Here is a 16,938-nt window from a genome sequence, read left to right as displayed (position 1 = left end):
ATGAATGAGTTCAGGATCCGCTTGCTCAAGCAGGGCACGTTGCGCGTGCATACCGTGCGCGCCTCCAGCGAAGGCGAGGCCCGCGCGCAGTTGAGCGATGCCGACGGCATGGTTCTGGACATTCAACGTTCGGCCGTGCGTCGTGGCATCAAGGCGCGCGGCAAGAAGTCATTTTCGCTGGGCCTGTTGCTGCAAGAACTGTCTACGTTGCTGGACGCCGGGCTGGCTTTGATCGAAGCGCTGGAAGCACTGAGCGACAAGGCCGGCAAGGGCAACAGGGCGCTGCAATCGTCGCTGAGCCAGTTGTTGCGCTTGTTGTACCAGGGCCAACCGCTATCGAAGGCGATGCAGGCGCAGCCGCTCGTGTATCCGGCGCTGCTGGTTGCCACGGTGGCCTCGGCCGAAGGCAGTGGCCAGTTGCCGGTGGTGCTGCGGCGCTACCAGTACTACGAAACGCGGATCGAGAACATCCGCAAGAAGGTTGTGGGCGCGCTGGTGTATCCGCTTGTCGTGATTGCAGTGGGCTTCGGCATCTTGTTGTTCATGCTGTTTTTCGTGGTGCCGCGCTTTGCCATCGTGTTCGAAAGCATGCGGACCTTGCCGGCAACGGCCGAGGCCATGTTGTGGTGGGCGCGCCTGGTCAAGTCCGACGGCCAATGGCTGGGCGCGGGCATTGGCGGCAGTCTGCTCTTGACGGCATTGGCGCTGCGCACGCAAAGGGTGAAGGCGGCATTGATGAACGTGTTCTGGCGGCTGCCCAAGCTGCGCGATGTGGGCAACCTGTTCGTGCTGGCGCGCTTTTATCGCACCGTCGGCCTGTTGATCGAAGGCGGTACGCCCGCATTGCAGGCATTCGAGTTGGCCGAACGCATCCTGCCGCCCGCCTACGGCGAACGTCTGGACCTGGCGTTGCAAGAGCTGCGCGCCGGCCGCAGCGTGTCGGAAACGCTGGCGCGCCACGGCTTGACCACGGCAGTGGCCGAACGGCTGCTGCGCGTAGGAGAACAAAGCGGCGATCTGGGCGGCATGTGCGAACGCATCGCCCAATTTCATGACGGCACGCTGGACCACGCCATCGAAGTCTTTGGAAAGGTGTTCGAGCCCCTGCTGATGCTGGTGGTCGGAGGGCTGGTCGGCACCATCGTCATCTTGCTGTACATGCCCATCTTCGAGATGGCCGGGAGTCTGGGATGAACGCAATGAACCCAATTGAAATCAGTCAGGAGAAGGCAGCAATGGAAACCCAACCCGTCGCCGACGAGGCATGGTGGTTGTGGCGCGAGCGCGCCGCGGAACTGAGCCTGTCCCTGGCCGATTACCTGGACGAGGAACTGGCGCGCCGCCCGCAACTGCTGCCGGTGCTGGCGCAGGCGCTGGGCATGGAGCCGCTAAGCGCGCAGCAATGCCGCCAGGCCGCCCCGCGCTTTGACGTGCTGCCGCTGGCCGATGCCATGGCCTGCCGCGTGGCGCCCTTGCAGGTGGACGGCGAATTGCTGCTGGCGATGGCCGCGCCTTTCTCTCGCGAAGCGCGCCTGAGGCTACAGGCCATGCTGGCCGGCCGCGCATTGCGCTTTGCCGTGTGCCCCACCGGCGCGGTGGACGCGTGGCTCAAGCAGGCCGAGGCTACCGAGCGCGTGCTGGACGGCGTAGCCGTCGACATGGCGGACGACTCGTTGGCCAAGGCGGTCGAATCGATTTCGCTGGCTTCGCTGGCCAAAGACGAAAGCCCGGTGATCCGCCTGGTGAACATGACGCTGTATGACGGCCTGCAAAGCCGTGCCAGCGACATCCATCTGGAGTCGGACGAGGAAGGGCTGTTGATCCGCTATCGCATCGACGGTGTGATGCTGCGCATCCGCCAGGTGCCGGGGCAGGTGACGGCCAACCAGGTGATGTCGCGCCTGAAGGTGTTGTCCAGCCTGGACATCGCGGAAAAGCGCGTGCCGCAGGACGGGCGCTTCAAAGTGGTGCTGCAAGGGCGCGAAGTGGATTTCCGCGTATCCATCATGCCGGGCAATCACGGCGAAAACGCGGTGTTGCGTCTGCTGGACCGGTCGCAGCGTGGCGACAAGCTCAGCCTGGACACCTTGGGTTTTCCGGCGGAAACAGCGCGCCGCATTCGCGTGCTGGCGCAGCTGCCCTATGGGTTGACGCTGATCACCGGGCCCACCGGCAGCGGCAAATCCACGACCTTGTATGGCGCGTTGTCGGAATTGAACAGCGGCGACGAAAAGCTGATCACCATCGAAGACCCGGTGGAATACGAGATGGCCGGCATCCTGCAGATTCCGGTGAACGAGAAAAAGGGCCTGACCTTCGCGCGTGGCCTGCGGTCCATTCTGCGCCACGATCCGGACACGATCCTGGTTGGTGAAATCCGCGACGCCGAGACGGCGGCCATCGCCGTGCAGTCCGCGTTGACCGGCCACCGCGTGTTGTCGTCCGTGCACGCCAACGACGCGTTCAGCGTGATCGACCGCTTCCTATACATGGATGTCGAGCCCGCCACGTTCCTGGAATCGCTGAACGGCGTGGTCTCGCAGCGTCTGGTGCGGCGTCTGTGCCCGCATTGTGCGCCCGCGGGCGAAGCGCGCGCGGGCTCCGGCTGCGAGGCTTGCCGTCACACGGGCTTTCTGGGCCGCATCGCGCTGGCCGAAGTCCTGCGCCTGGACAGCCGCATGAAGACCGCGCTGCTGGACCGCTCTCCCGAGCGGCGCCAGGAAGCGCTGGCGCAGTGCCCCGACTATCAATCGATGCGCGATGCCGCCCATGAAGCGGTGGCGCATGGGCTGACAACTTATCAGGAGGTTTGCCGTGCCGTCGCTATGGAATGACCAAGCCGTTCTGATCGATGCCGAGCACGTCAGCCTGTTGTCCACGACAACGGCCGTGCACGAACGACTGAAGGCCCGCCATGGGGGCCAGCCCGCCGAAGCCGTGGCCGCCTTGCTGGCAAGCCGCCGCTTGCTGCGCCCGCGCTGGCGCAACCGCGCTCGCATCTGGCTGGGCTATCCCTGGGTGCACACGGTGCTGTTGCCTTGGCAGCCGGGTCTGCCCGGTGGCGATACGCAGTGGTGCGGCTATGCCCAGGCGCTGCTGCGCGAGCGCGGCATCGCGATGCAGAGCCGGGTGCGCCTGGGGCCGGCTCGCCATGGGCACGCCCGCCTGGCCGTCGCAGCCGACGCCGTGATGCTGGACGCCCTGGAAGCCCAGATGCGCGAACAAGGGTGGACCGTGCCGGCCTGCCACGACCTGCTGTCGTCGGCCTTGCATCGCTTTCAGCGACCGGTGCGGGCGGACGGCGCCTGCCTGGTCCTGGCGGAAGCTGGCGCGGTGACGTGCCTGTGGCCGGCGGCGCAGGGGTGGGAAGACATGATCACCTTACAGCTGTCGCCGGGCCAATCCCACGCGTCCGCCGTTGCTTCGGCGCAGGCGCTGTGCGATCGCCCGGTCATGGCGCAATGCGCCTGGACGTCCACCTTGGTATCCCCGGACGTCGCGCTGCCTGAAGACGCGCGCTGGCTGGGCTTTCCCCATGCCATGTTGGGAGGGCGGACATGCCCGGGTTGAAGATGAACCAGCTTGACTTCACCAAGCGCGGGGCGACGCAACCGTTTGCCGCCATCGTGGTGTTGCTGTTGCTGTGCGTCGGCCTGTTGAGCGCTTGGCGGCAATGGGATCTTTGGGCGCTGCGTGTCGAGGTCACCCGCGTTGAAAGCCAGCTGGTCGAGCGCCGCATGCAGCAGGAACGCGAGCAGCGACGCGCGCTGGCGCAGTCGCCTGAAGAAAAGAAGGTGGACGCGCTGGTGTCCGCGCAAAGTGCCGAAGACCGGTTGCGGCCCGTGCTGCTGCGCGCCATCGAACAGGCCTGGAGCCCCCGCGTGGCCGTCATGAACCTGAAGATCGAAGGCGCCGGCAAGACCGTGCAACTGGAACTGATGGCCGTGGACCTGACCGAGGTGTTCGCCTTCGCCGGGCGCGTGAACGCCGGGGAAGGCATCCGGGCAACCGTGATGCGCCACGGCATCAAGTCGGGTGATCCCAACCTGGCCACGATGGCCACCGTGCGGGTGGATCTGCAATGAAATCCTTTACTGAAATTCGTCGCCGCCTGGCCGCGCTACGTCAGGGAAACGCCGGTTCGCCTCTGCGTTGGCATGCCCAGTGCTGGGCCGAACGCCTCGGGCGCGGTGGGCTGTTGGCCCTGGCTGCCTTGCTGGTCCTGATCGTGCATTGCGTCGTGGTGCTGTGGCCGGAAAAGGGCACGTTGCAACTGCGGGCACTGGAATTGAACGCCGAGCTGCATGCCTGCCAACCCAGCGTCGCGCCGCCCGGCAACGACATGGACGAACTGCGCGTGCAACTGCGCCTGGACCCCGACCAGCGCAAGCTGGCCGTGATGGAACAGTTGGTGCGTTCGGGCTTGCTTCTGGTCGACATTCAGTATCAGGGTGAAGACACCATCCAAGGTCGCCTGCGCCGCACGTCGGTGGATGTAACGGCGGTGGGTTCGTACCAGGACCTGAGCGCCGGCCTGCGCAAGTTGACCGAAGAGCCGCTGTTGCGCCTGGAGTCCTTGTCGTTGGACAGGCAGAAACCGGAAAACATGCTGGTCAACGTGAAGATGCGTCTGAGCATGTTGGGGGTGGTGTGATGAAGCGATGGATGACCGCGGTAATCACCGCCCTGGCGCCCGCCGCCGCGTGGTCCGAGACCCCGCAAGAGGTGGATCTGTTTCCTTCGCAAAGCTGGGCGTCGCTACTGGATCGGGGCACTGAACCCACACAGGACGCCGCCGCCCAGGCCAACGCGGCACCAACCGATACGCCGGACCTGGACGACACGATGCCGACCGCGCCCGAGGGCGTCGAGGCTGCGGTTGTGTCGGCCTTCACGGCCATCGGCGAATGGTCCGAAACCGGGCGTCGCATCGTGGTGCTGGCGCATCAAGGGGAAACCTATCTGATTTGCCAGCGCTGCGATGTGGCCGGCGCGGTGCAGCCTGGCGGCATGTTGACGCCGCAGTACCGCTTCAAGGCGCTGGAGGCGAAACGCGCCGTGCTGTTGGACCCGCAGGGCAAAGAACTGCATGTGGACCTGGCGCCGCTGGCGCAATGAGCATGGCGCTCATCGAAACGAAAAAATTCTATTGGGAATGGCAAGACATCATGATTGCAAAACCTGTCGTAATGGCCGCATTCTTCACCCTGTTGCTGGGCGGATGCGCGGCCCCGGAATCACTGAAGCGCGCGTTGGGCGGCGACGCGCCGACTACCGCTGAACGCCTGGCCGCCGGCCGCGCGAAGCTGGACAAGAACCCCAACGATATCGAAGCCGGCAAGGACGTGGCGCGCGATGGGGTGACGTTGACCCGCGAGATCCTGCAACGTGTGCGCGTGAAGATGGACGCGGGCGATGACGAGGCCGCGTTGCAAGACGTGCTGGAACTGTTGACGATCAACCCGGGGAACATGCGTGCCCAGCAGCTCAAGACGCAGCTGGAACAACGCGTACACCTGAACAGCGAACTGGCCGAGGCGGTCAGGCTGCAATTCGACCACCCGCGCGAGGCGCTCTACAAGGTCAATCGCATCTTGCAGGAACAGCCCGGCTTTCCCGCCGCCGAGGCACTGCGCACGCAGCTGCAACGCCGTGACGTCGGCCGCCAGTCGGTCAAGCCCCGGCTGGCCGACGCGCTGCGCAAACCCGTCACGCTGAACTTCAAGGCGCAGCCCATCGTCCAGATCCTGGACACGATCTCGCTGGCCGCCGGTGTTGACTTCGTGTTGGACCCGGACGTGCAGACGAGCATGCCGGCCAGCATCATGGCCCGGCAGACCACGGCCGAAGACGCGATCAACCTGTTGCTGCGCACCAATCAGCTGGAAAAGAAGGTGCTGGATGCGCACACACTGCTGATCTATCCGTCGCGCCCCGACAAGGACAAGGAATATCGCGAGCTGATGGTGCGCGTGTTCTACCTGAACCATGCCGACGCCACGCATGTGCTTGCCGCGTTGCGGCAGATCAGCGCGCCCAAGAACGTGCATCTGGACGAACGCGCCAATGCCGTGTTGGTGCGCGACACGCCTGAAGTGATGGCGGTGGTGGAACGGGTGGTGGCCGCGCTGGACATCGCGCAATCGGAAGTAACGATGGATGTGCAGGTGCTGGAAGTGAACGCCAGCGACGAATTGGAAGTGGGCGTGGACTACCCCAGCGACCTGCGGTTTTCCGTGCTGCCGCAGGGGGAAAGCGGCCGCATCACGGTGGGCGACCTGCTGGGCCTGAACCAGGGCAAGATCGGCGTGACCAGCCGCAATGACCTGTCGGCGGCGCTGAACCTGCTGCAAAAGCGCGGCAAGACCAAGGTGCTGGCCAACCCGAAGATCCGCGTGCGCAACATGGAAAAGGCCAGCATCAAGATCGGTGAAAAGGTACCGGTCGTGACGACAACCAACGCCAACGGCGTGGTGACGGAATCCGTGAACTACCAGGACGTGGGCCTGATCCTGCAAGTGGAACCTCGGATCAGCCTGAGCAACGAAGTCAGCGTGCGCGTCAGCATGGAAGTCAGCAACCTGAAGGGCGAGGTCAAGACGGCGGGTGGCGGCGTTGTCTACCCGATGAGCACGCGCAATGCGGAAACCGTGATGACGGCGCGTGATGGCGAAACGCAGGTGCTGGCCGGCCTGGTCAATCAACAGCAGACGCGCAGCAGCAGCGGGGTGCCCGGGCTGAGTGTGATGGGCTGGCTGGGCAGCTTGTTCGGCGGCCAGAAGAAGACGGACCAGAACACCGAGATCGTGCTGCTGCTGACGCCGCATATTGAACGTTCGATGGCCTTGCCGTCGGCCGCCGACAGCTATTTCCCGTCGGGCACGGAGTCGCGCGTCACCGTTACGCCGATGACCACCCAGGCGCCCGCCGCCTCGGCGGGCGCGGCAACGGGCGGCGACGCCCCGGCGCTGGACGCGGTGCTGACCACACCGCCGTTCTAAGGACACGACATGCGCAAGCAATCGGGTTTTACGCTGATCGAAATGATGGCGGCCATGACCTTGCTGGCCCTGTTGCTGAGCGTTGCGCTGCCGTTCTCGGCGCTGGTCAAGCAACGTGCGGATGAGCGCGAACTACGGCAGAGCCTGCACACCTTGCGCAACGCCATCGACGCGTATTACCAGGCCAGCCGCGAGGGCAAGGTGGACAAGCCGCTGGATCGCAGCGGCTACCCGCCCGACCTGGAATCCTTGGTCAAGGGCGTGCAGAACAAGACGGATCCCAACGGCGGCATGCTGTATTTCCTGCGCCGTCTGCCCAAGGACCCGATGTGTGAAAACTGCGAGAACCGCTCGGCGGCCGACACCTGGGATACCCGAAGCTATGACAGTTCGGTCGATGCGTTTTCATCGGGACGTGATGTGTTCGATGTGCGTTCAAAAAGTCAACGAAGGGGCCTCAATGGCGTTCCGTACAAAGAATGGTAGGCGCGGTTGTGCCGGCTTTACGCTGATCGAGCTGATGGCGGTCATGGCCATCATCGGTGCCTTGATGTCGCTGGTGGCGCCGTCGTTTTTCAAAAGCAACGACCGCGCGCGGGAAACGGTGTTGCGTCACAACCTGCAATCAATCCGCCATGCCATCGACGATTACCGCGCGGACCATGGCAACAATCCCGATTCACTGGATGCGTTGGTCACGGACAAATACCTGCGCGAGCTTCCGATGGACCCGGTGACGGGAAAACGCGACAGCTGGCTGCCGCAGAACGGGGACGCGCCGGGCGTGAATGATGTAATCAGCGGCGCTACCGGCAGGGGGTTGGATGGGCTGGATTATGCGCGGTGGTGATCGCGGTGCGTGGACCAGACGTCAGGCGGGCTTCGGTTACCTGACGGTGTTGATGCTGGTAATGGCGGTGGCCACGGGCCTGACGGCCGTGGTTCAGCCATGGTCTATGCAAAAGCTGCGCGACCAGGAAGCCGAGCTGCTGTTCGTCGGCACGCAGTATCAACGCGCGCTGGCCTCGTATTACCTGTCCGGCACGGCGCCGGCTTATCCCAAAACCATGGAGGCGCTGCTCAAGGATGACCGCGTGTCGTTTACCCGCAGGCATCTGCGGCGGCTGTATGCCGATCCGATAACCGGCAGTACGGAATGGGGCATCGTGAAATCGCCGGACGGCGGGATCATGGGGGTTTATAGCCTGTCGGAAAGAAAACCCATCAAACAGGATGGATTCGATGCCGAAGTGGGGGATATGGCAGGAAAATCCAGTTATCAGGACTGGAAGTTTGTGTTCATGGGGGTTAATTGAAGCAACCACGACAACGAGGAATATAAAAGGACAGATAAAAAACTTGTCGGAACGTTCTTGATAATCCGTGGTCTGTTTGCCAGTAATCCTTCAGGAATATTCCCATATCAGGCCCTTGTTGTCATATCTTGACATTTGGCTTTCCCAGTTTGGCTTTGAGAAATTTCTTATTGTTGTGTCTATCCCAGCATGAAATCATTCTGTCGGGGTATCAATTGTGATTGCCGTAATAATAAAAGTCTTCGGGAATTGCGCTTACATAAGAGTTGACTCAATGATCGTCGCCATTCTTGAAGATTCGCCCACTCAGGTCGAGTGGGTCACCAAACTGCTGCAAAGCCACGGCCACCAGGCGTTCTCGCGTCGCGATGGCGACGGCTTCATCGCCCTGTTGCAACAACAGAAGGTTGATGTCGTTCTGCTGGACTGGGAAGTGCCCGGCGCGTCGGGCCTGGCGGTGCTGAAGTGGGCGCGATGCAACCTGGCGCCCAACATGCCCATCCTGATGCTCACGCAGCGCGACGACGAAGAAAGCATCGTGCAGGCCTTGAACATGGGCGCTGACGACTACCTGCAAAAGCCGGTGCGCGAACGTGAGCTGCTGGCCCGCATGGGTGCTCAGCTGCGCAAGTCGCAACGCGGGGAAGCCACGGCGTTGCAGTTCCAGGTAGGGCATTTTGCGTTCAACCTGGAAGCCAAGACCTTGACGGTGGACGGCCGCCCGGTCAGCCTGCCGACGCGAGAATTCGACCTGGCCACGATGCTGTTCCGCAGCCCCGGCCGCATCATCACCAAAGACGCCTTGTGCCAGCAGATCTGGGGCACCGTCGACCGCAAGTACGACGCCAGCCTGGCAACCTATGTCAGCAACCTGCGTTCGTCATTGGGCCTGCGCTCGCGCAATGGCTATGTGATCGCCACTGTGTACAACTACGGCTATCGCCTAGAACGCATGTATTAAGCCAGCGGGCATTCGCCCCGGCCTGTGTGCCGCACTGCTTCGGTAGTTCACGCAACATCCCCCATTCCAATCGCAGCCCGCGCCTTATGTGCGCTGCCGGTCCGACCGCGCGCCTGCCGCATCGCGACCCACCTTTCGAGCCTGACGATGAAATTCCTGATTTGGCCTTATGCGCGCCTTGGCGCCAGAAAAAACGATGCGCTGCTGTTCTGCAACCTGGGCATTATCTTGCTGTGCTACGCCATGCCCAGCGACGGGCAGCCGCTGACCTCGGCGGCGCCCGGCGTGCTGGCCGACTTCGGAATCCTGGCGGGCCTGGCGCTGTTCAGCGTGATTGCGGGGCAGTCGAAAATGCGCTTGCGGGCATTGGGCTGGTTGATCGGTTTTTGGCTGTTGGCCGCCTTTGTCGTGATCACCGCACGCCGCTGGACGCCCATGGTGGCTCCCCTGGTGGGCGTGGCGCTGGCGTACATCAGCGTAGTTCGCTGGCGCATGGCCACGAAAAGGGCACGCCGTGAGCAGGTGCTGGCACGCACCCCCGCGTCGGCGGCTACGCCGGCTGCATCCCCCGCCAAGCCGAACTGCGCTCGCGATAACGAAGTGATGCTGCAGATGATGCATGACCTGCGCAGCCCGTTGTCGACGATTCTGGTGATGGTGGAAAAGCAAAGCGCCGAAAGCGACTGCCCCAAACAGGAGGCCTTTGCGCAATCCGTGCGCGATCTGGCGCAGTACAGCCTGGCAGTGGCGCAGGACTTCATGCACCTGTCGCGCGCCGAGCGCCTGGATAAGGAGAATTTCCTGCCCGTCTCGATGCTGGACGTAGGCCAGGAAGCCGCCGACCAATCCCTGTTGCTGGCCGAGCGTAAGGGCATCGACGTGCAGATCCGCGAATGCGGGGAAAAGCTCTGGGTCTCGGGCGACTACTGCATGCTGCAACGCGCGGTCATCAACCTGCTGGACAACGCAATCAAGTATTCCAACCCGTCCACGCGCATCACCTTGTGCCTGAAGCGCCAGGGCGATATGGCCCGCATCAGCGTGATCGACCAGGGTATCGGCATTGCCGATGCGGTCATGCCGCAGTTGTGCGAGGCTTTTTTCCAGGTGCAGCCCGGCAGCCGCGAGGGCGTTGGAATGGGCTTGGCGCTGGTGGCCACGGTGGTGGATGCACATGGCGGAAAATTGTCGGTCAGCTCCCGTCCCGGGTTGGGAAGCGAGTTTTCACTCACATTTCCGCTGATGCCGATGCCGTGTGTGGAAGGAGATCGCCAGGAAACGCGGCCCCGCTATCGAACCGGCCTTAACCCGGCCTCATGAATAAGCGCCCTTGTGGCGCTTTTTTTTTGGCCGTTTGGACCCTTTCCATCGTGCTTCTTTCGCGTCCTTAATGCGATGCGGCAGCAATGCAACACCTGCTTTTAATAGTGTGTTGAGAATGGTTTTGCCGATTTCCAGCGCCGGGAATAATGGCTTCGCTTTCACGGGTTCCGTGTGATTTCCGGTTCATGAGAATGCGAAAAACAATCCACTAAACATAGGATATTTGATGACTAAAACCACATTGCGCGGTGCAGCCGCCAAGCTTGGCTTGCCGGTCGCGGCGCTGACGCAGGCTGTGCTCATGGCCATGGCGCCGACGACCGCTTCGGCTCACGGTTCCATGATTGATCCCCCGAGCCGGGAATATGGTTGCCACAAGTTTGATACCCCCTGGAACAATCCCAAGTTCTCCGGTTGCGCCAAATCGTCCGACCTTATCGGAAACTGGCAGTCAAACTTGATCGGCGGCGCGTTCAACAACCACAAGGAACTCATCGCTGATGGCCTGCTGTGCGCGGGCGGAAAGGAAGGTTGGAAGGACCTGGATGGCGATCACGAGTGGCCCACCACGGTGGTTACGCCGGATGCCAACGGCAATGCGCAGTTCAAGTATCTGCAAACGGCACCGCACATCACCACGTACTTCAAGACCTACATCAGCAAAGACAGCTACGACCCCAAGCGCGGCCTGCGCTGGGACGATCTGGAACTGATTGGCGACTCCGGCTTTCTGCCGCGTCCGGAAGCCCTGAACTCCGTTACGCCGCTGGATGTCAAGATTCCCGCCCACTTTACCGGCAAGCGCGTGATCTACAGCGTGTGGCAACGTGACCCGAGCGACGCCAAGGAAGGCTTCTACTCTTGCTCGAACGTGGACGTGATGCCTGCCAACGTGCAATGGCAAGCCAGTGGCGCCTTGCAAGGCGGCCAGGTAAACACGGGTGCGCAGATGACGCTGCGCGTATTCGATCTGAGCCGCACCGGCGATCTGGAAAGCCATTCGATTACGGTCAAGGCCGGTGAAGAGAAGCCGGCTCAGTGGATGTACGCACTGGCCAAGGAAGTCAACAACAAGTCGTCCGTGATCAAGGTCGGCAAGATGGGGACGAACGGCCAAGTCGTGCCGCAGCAAAGCGAAACCGACAACCAGGTTTATGGCCTGAACAAGAAGGTGGGCTTCGCGATTGACCAGAAGGCTCCGGAACCCGTGGATCCGCCTCCCGTCGTCATCAACCCGCCCAAGGCTGAACTGACCGGCCCGGCCTCGGCCAATGCTGGCGAGCGCGTTGCTTTGTCGGCCAAGGGTTCGAACAACGGTGGCGGCACGCTGAAGTTCCAATGGACGGCTCCTGCCGGCATCACCGCTTCGGCGCTGAACCTGGCTGACCTGAGCTTCACCGCTCCGACGCTGACGCAAGACAAGTCCTACTCGTTCACCGTCAAGGTCACGAACGAAAAGGGTTCGTCGAGCAAGACGCATTCGGTCCTGGTCAAGAAGCAAGCCCAAACCGGCGGCGGCACTGACGGTGGTAACACCGGCGGCAACGGCGGCAACGAAGGCGGCAACGGCGGCCAGACCGGCCAATACCCGGCCTACAAGGAAGGCACCACCTACGCCGCTGGCGACAAGGTCACCAACGCCGGCAACGTCTACGAGTGCAAGATCTGGCCCGTGACGGCATGGTGCAGCGCTTCGCCCCTGCATTACGCACCGGGCAAGGGCCTGGCTTGGCAGCAAGCTTGGGACCTGGTGAAGTAATCAAGCTCGCTTCACTACACGGCTCTCAGGTTTACTGAACCTTCTTTGATAATCCGTAATCCGTAATTCATAACGGGAAAAACGAAGTTCCTGATCCCTCGCGCGCAAGCGCGGGGGATTTTTTTATGTGGGAATCGTTTGGAAAATGGCGTGTGGGGAAAATGCTTTAAGGAATCGTTTATTAACTTTGATTGTCAATGGGCTTCCGGCCGAGAATGAATTCACCTTGCCATGCGTGTGTTGTCGCAAGGAAGGTGATTATTCAAACCTCTCTCTGAAGTATTAAAACCAATGGCAAAATTCAAAATAACTATTCTGGGTGGATTGGTGCTGGCAGCCGTATCCGGTTCGGTCCTGGCTCACGGCACGATGTCGCATCCCAAAGCGCGCATTCTGCATTGCCACGCAGGCAGCCAGAGCGAAGGTTGCACTGCATTCAAGGCGCAAGGCGGCAGCGTGTATGACTGGCGTGAAGTCTGGCAGAAGCCGGGTGGCGAAAACACCGTGGCCACCACGCCGGGCGATCGCCTGTGCGACGGCGGCACCAAGCCTTCGCATCGCGGCCTGAACGCGCTGGCTCAATGGCCCATCACCACGCTCAAGCCGGACGCCAATGGCAACGTTACGCTGAAGTGGAACCACACCGTGGCCCACCGCACGAAGTCGCTGCAATTCTTCATCACGAAGATGCCTTACGACTCGACCAAGCCGCTGCAGTTTTCCGACTTCGAAAAGTTCTGCGAACAGCGCGACTTCACGCCCGCCGCCGCAGGCGAAGGCCGCGAACAGGAATACAGCTGCACGCTGCCCGCCGGCAAGACGGGCCGTCACCTGATCATGAGCGTCTGGAACACCAACCACGTGGGCGATGGCGTGACCTCGGGCGAATCCTATCGTGCCTGCGGCGACGTGAACATCGAAGGCGTCAGCAACGTCATCAAGCCGTCGGACATCGGCGCGCTGTACTCCATCGGTGAAACCAAGGTGGGCGACTCGCTGGTCTGGCGTTTGGCTGATCCCAAGCGCAACGGCGAATACCTGGAACAGCTGCGCTTGCCGCTGGACGAGAACGCCGCCCAGGGCGAGCGTTGGACGCAAGCGCTGGGTAATGCCGTCAACGGCTCGTCCAAGCGCGTGCGCATCGGCCAGCTGGGCGCCGACGGCAAGACCGTGACGCCGATCGTGGGCGTGGACAAGTCGCACGTCTATTCGATGGACGGCAGCAAGTACCACTTCGTGGTGACCAAGGAAGCGGCCGTGATCACGCCGGATCCCGTGGTCATCCCGCCGCTGTCGAGCATCACCGGTCCGGTGAATGTGCAAGCAGGTCAGAAGGTTCAGCTGTCGGGATCGGCCTCGACGGGTACCGACCTGAAGTTCTCGTGGACCGTGCCGGCCGGCATCACGGCGGCGGTGAAGGACCAACCCACGCTGAGCTTTGTGGCGCCGACGCAGACCAAGGACCAGCAGTACGCGTTCACGCTGACCACGCGCAATGACAAGGGCGCATCGGACGCGTCCCACGTTGTGACCGTCAAGGGCAAGCCGGAAGTTGTTGTCGATGAAGGCGGCAATGGCGGCAATGGCGGCACCGGCGATACGCCGCCCGCCTACAAGGCAGGCACGGCCTACAAGGCGCTTGAGCGTGTGACGAACCTGGGCAAGGTCTACGAGTGCAAGCCGTGGCCCTACACCAACTGGTGCGGTCAGTCGCCGTTCCACTACGAGCCCGGCAAGGGCGGCTACTGGACCCAGGCCTGGAACCTGGTGAAGTAAGCCGTTGTTGTTGAGGCGGGCCAAGACCATCGGCGTCTTGGCCCGCGTTGGACGCCAGCCCTTCTTCCAGCGATGGGAGGGGGGCTTTCTTTTTGCGTTGATGGATCCACCGTCAAGGCGGATCACTGAATAGCCATGAAAAACAAAATACAGTTATCCATGCTCGCGCTGATGTTAGGCGCGGGATTTACCGGCCCCGGACATGCGGCGTCAGCCGATGAGCCGCGGCCCATCTACGTCCGGCTGAAAGCCGAAGCCCCCAACCCGGCGCAGCGCACCGCGCCGACGCCCGAAGTGGCCAACGCAATGGACGCGCTGACGCGCCTGGCTAACGGCATGGAGCCGTTGGTGCCGCTGTCGCCGATGATGCGTAACCACGAGGAACTCGCCGCGCTGGAACGCCATAATTTGACGCGTTACTACAAGATTTCGGCCGAGATGATGCGTGGTCGCGATGCGGAATCGCTGGTCAGGCAACTGCTGGAAAATCCGCTGGTGGAAAGCGCGCAGATCGAGCCTGTGCCGATGTCGATGGGCGAAGGCCTGGGTGAGGAACCGGTAATGGCGGTTACCCGCGCCGCATCCGGCACCCCTGACTACACCAATTGCGACGGCGCGCTGGCGCCGACCTGCCAGAACTATATGCAGCCGCCCACGCGCGGGCACTGGGTGCTGGGCGGGGTCAACGCTTTCGAGGCGCAGCGTCAGACCGGCCACTATGGCGCCAACGTGCGCGTCATATCGAATGAGATCGGCCACTGGGACTTCGATCACATCGATTTGCCCAAGCCTTTCATCCATCACGGCCAGTATGTGGAGAAGCCGGACTTCCACGACACGATGTCGGCGGGCATCATGTTCGGACAGAAGAACGGCTATGGCGTGACAGGTATCGTCCCGGAGGCGCAGGCCGGCTATACCAAGTACAGCGTGGGCGGAATGATTGATCTGCGCAACGTGCTTCAGGCCGGCGATGTGGTTCAGATCGGCGTGCACTACAAGTTTGGAAACGGCTGCGGTCCCACCACGGCTTGCTACCTGCCTGTCGAGCACGTGGATGCCGTGTATGACGCGATTTCCTATTTGACCCAGGAAAAGGGCGTTCACGTTGTGTTGGCGGCCGCCAATGGAAACGTCAACTTGGACGATCCGTATTACCGCGGGCGCTATGACCGCACGAAGCGGGATTCCGGCGCGATTTACGTCGGCGCGGCGGACCCGTATTCGGGTGCGCGATCGTGGTTCTCGGAGTACGGCAGCCGGGTCGATACCTTCAGTTGGGGTGGCCAAGTCACCACTACGAACTGGGAAGAGGGTCAACACAACTTGTACACGACCGGCTATAGCGGCACGTCTTCCGCGAACCCCATCATTGCGGGCAGCGTGGCCTGGCTGCAAAGCCTGGCACGCGAGCGTGGGCTGGGCAATATTCCGCCCAAGGTCATGCGTCAGATCCTGGTGGATAGCGGCAACCCCGTGCCGAAGGTCGATCCGGCCCGGCCCATTGGCGTGCAGCCCGACCTGGTTCGCGCGGCGGAACTGCTGGGCGGCGACAGCATCGGCGGCCAGGCGCCCCAAGCGCATGTCGTCGGCTTGGCGCAAGCGAATGCGGGCGACAAGGTAGTGTTGTCGGCCGTGGATTCCACTGGCAAGGACCTGACCTATGCATGGAGCAGCCAGCCCACGCTGAAGTTCATTGAGCAGGGCGTCAAGAGCAGCTTCGTCGCGCCGGAAAACGCGAAGGACGTCGCCTATCGCATCACGCTGAAGGTCACCGACTCGCAAGGGCGTAGCGCGTCCGCGCACCATGGCGTTCTGGTCAAGGCAAAGGCCGCCGGCGTGTGCGCCAACGTGCCGGCCTGGGATGCCCGCAAGGTGTACAACGTGCCGAATGAAGCGGTGTCGTACAACGGCAAGGTGTATCACCAGAACTACTGGAACGTGGATGCCGCGCCCGATAAGAACTCGGCGCAGTATGGCAAGCCGTGGAAAATGCCTGAAGCTTGCGACGTGGAGCCGACGCCGGTTCCGCCGCCGGTAGCCCGGATCAGCGGCCCCGCCGAAGTGATGGCCTTGAAGCCGGCCACGTTGTCGGCCACCGGATCGACGGGCCAGGGCCTGAAGTATGCATGGACCAGCATGGACGGCATTGCGTTGCAGCCGAACGGTGCCATGGTCACGTTCTACGGCCCGCCGTTGGGCGAAGACCGTAACCTGACCTTCAATCTGGCCGTGACGGATGATCGCGGACGCACCGCGACCGCCAGCCATGTGGTTAAAGCCAAGGCGAAGGACGTGGTGCCGGAAGTGATCCCGCCGCAAGCCAAGCTGAGCGGCCCCGCGCAGGCAAAGAGCGGTGAACGCGTTGTCCTGTCTGGCAAGGCGTCCACGGGCACCGACCTGCGCTTCCGCTGGACCGTGCCCGCGGGCATTCCCGCCGGTGCGTTGGACCAGGCCGACATCAGCTTTGTCGCGCCGACCACCACGAAGGACACGCCTTACCGCTTTACGCTGACGGTCAGCAATTCGCGTGGCGAAGTCCAGGCCAGCCATACCGTGACCGTGAAGGCGCAGGCTGCCGTGGGTGGTTACCCGCAGTACAAGGCCGGCACGATTTACAAAGCGGGCGACAAGGTCGTGAACGTGGGCAAGACGTTTGAATGCAAGATCTACCCGTACAGCGGCTGGTGCAGCCAGTCACCGTCGCACTATGCGCCCGGCACGGGTTCGCATTGGAACGATGCGTGGATTCAGCGTTAAGCACAACGTGTCAGGCGTTAAGCACAACGTGTCAGGCGTTAA

The 16,938-nt window shown here is 62.4% G+C and carries 16 protein-coding genes; 15 read left to right on the top strand and 1 reads right to left on the bottom strand.

Features of this window, described 5'->3' with window-relative positions; genetic code table 11:
* The 12 genes from V6F88_RS23915 to V6F88_RS23860 all read left to right on the top strand — a co-directional run bounded on the left by V6F88_RS23915 (position 1) and on the right by V6F88_RS23860 (position 10,598).
* Positions 1-1,194 (top strand): type II secretion system F family protein, encoded by a 1,194-nt coding sequence (locus V6F88_RS23915; protein WP_332612691.1) that lies wholly within the window; start codon positions 1-3, stop codon positions 1,192-1,194.
* 41 nt (positions 1,195-1,235) lie between these two features.
* The gene (locus V6F88_RS23910; RefSeq protein WP_332612690.1) at positions 1,236-2,834 is read left to right on the top strand and encodes a GspE/PulE family protein; all 1,599 of its coding nucleotides are present in this window, start codon (positions 1,236-1,238) and stop codon (positions 2,832-2,834) included.
* Entirely contained in the window at positions 2,815-3,570 is a 756-nt protein-coding gene (locus tag V6F88_RS23905) for a hypothetical protein (protein ID WP_332612689.1), read from the top strand. The genes V6F88_RS23910 and V6F88_RS23905 overlap by 20 nt, the downstream gene beginning before the upstream one ends.
* Positions 3,558-4,085, top strand: a complete 528-nt coding sequence (locus V6F88_RS23900) for a hypothetical protein (protein WP_332612688.1) — start codon at positions 3,558-3,560, stop codon at positions 4,083-4,085. The genes V6F88_RS23905 and V6F88_RS23900 overlap by 13 nt, the downstream gene beginning before the upstream one ends.
* On the top strand, positions 4,082-4,654 hold the full coding sequence (locus V6F88_RS23895) for a hypothetical protein (protein ID WP_332612687.1): 573 nt from the start codon (positions 4,082-4,084) through the stop codon (positions 4,652-4,654). The genes V6F88_RS23900 and V6F88_RS23895 overlap by 4 nt, the downstream gene beginning before the upstream one ends.
* A gap of 11 nt (positions 4,655-4,665) precedes the next feature.
* Complete coding sequence (locus V6F88_RS23890; RefSeq protein WP_332612686.1) at positions 4,666-5,118, top strand: hypothetical protein; 453 nt, start codon at positions 4,666-4,668, stop codon at positions 5,116-5,118.
* A gap of 50 nt (positions 5,119-5,168) precedes the next feature.
* Positions 5,169-7,001 (top strand): secretin N-terminal domain-containing protein, encoded by a 1,833-nt coding sequence (locus V6F88_RS23885; RefSeq protein WP_332612685.1) that lies wholly within the window; start codon positions 5,169-5,171, stop codon positions 6,999-7,001.
* Between the two features lie 9 nt (positions 7,002-7,010).
* Positions 7,011-7,487 (top strand): type II secretion system protein, encoded by a 477-nt coding sequence (locus V6F88_RS23880; protein ID WP_332612684.1) that lies wholly within the window; start codon positions 7,011-7,013, stop codon positions 7,485-7,487.
* Positions 7,462-7,851, top strand: a complete 390-nt coding sequence (locus tag V6F88_RS23875; protein WP_332612683.1) for a type II secretion system protein — start codon at positions 7,462-7,464, stop codon at positions 7,849-7,851. The genes V6F88_RS23880 and V6F88_RS23875 overlap by 26 nt, the downstream gene beginning before the upstream one ends.
* Positions 7,826-8,317 (top strand): type II secretion system protein, encoded by a 492-nt coding sequence (locus V6F88_RS23870; RefSeq protein WP_332612682.1) that lies wholly within the window; start codon positions 7,826-7,828, stop codon positions 8,315-8,317. Before V6F88_RS23875 ends, V6F88_RS23870 begins: the two co-directional genes overlap by 26 nt.
* A 274-nt stretch (positions 8,318-8,591) precedes the next feature.
* Positions 8,592-9,278 (top strand): response regulator transcription factor, encoded by a 687-nt coding sequence (locus V6F88_RS23865; protein WP_332612680.1) that lies wholly within the window; start codon positions 8,592-8,594, stop codon positions 9,276-9,278.
* 147 nt (positions 9,279-9,425) lie between these two features.
* The gene (locus V6F88_RS23860) at positions 9,426-10,598 is read left to right on the top strand and encodes a sensor histidine kinase (protein ID WP_332612679.1); all 1,173 of its coding nucleotides are present in this window, start codon (positions 9,426-9,428) and stop codon (positions 10,596-10,598) included.
* Here the strand turns inward: V6F88_RS23860 and V6F88_RS23855 are convergent.
* Positions 10,593-10,763, bottom strand: coding sequence for a hypothetical protein (locus V6F88_RS23855; RefSeq protein ID WP_332612678.1), 171 nt, complete (start codon positions 10,761-10,763; stop codon positions 10,593-10,595). The two genes, V6F88_RS23860 and V6F88_RS23855, sit on opposite strands and share 6 nt — an antisense overlap.
* A 64-nt stretch (positions 10,764-10,827) precedes the next feature.
* Between V6F88_RS23855 and V6F88_RS23850 the strand changes: the two genes are divergently transcribed.
* From V6F88_RS23850 to V6F88_RS23840, 3 genes are all read left to right on the top strand, one after another.
* Entirely contained in the window at positions 10,828-12,360 is a 1,533-nt protein-coding gene (locus V6F88_RS23850; protein ID WP_332612677.1) for a lytic polysaccharide monooxygenase, read from the top strand.
* A gap of 291 nt (positions 12,361-12,651) precedes the next feature.
* Positions 12,652-14,136: a lytic polysaccharide monooxygenase gene (locus V6F88_RS23845; RefSeq protein ID WP_332612676.1), complete on the top strand. Its 1,485-nt coding sequence runs from the start codon at positions 12,652-12,654 to the stop codon at positions 14,134-14,136.
* A 135-nt stretch (positions 14,137-14,271) separates the two neighbouring features.
* Complete coding sequence (locus tag V6F88_RS23840) at positions 14,272-16,896, top strand: S8 family serine peptidase (protein WP_332612675.1); 2,625 nt, start codon at positions 14,272-14,274, stop codon at positions 16,894-16,896.
* Positions 16,897-16,938 lie beyond the last annotated feature (42 nt).

It is taken from the genome of Achromobacter sp. ESBL13 (assembly GCF_036668755.1).
Taxonomy (GTDB): domain Bacteria; phylum Pseudomonadota; class Gammaproteobacteria; order Burkholderiales; family Burkholderiaceae_B; genus Achromobacter.
Note: the sequence above shows the minus strand (reverse complement) of the source record. Positions and strands in the feature narration are given on the sequence as shown.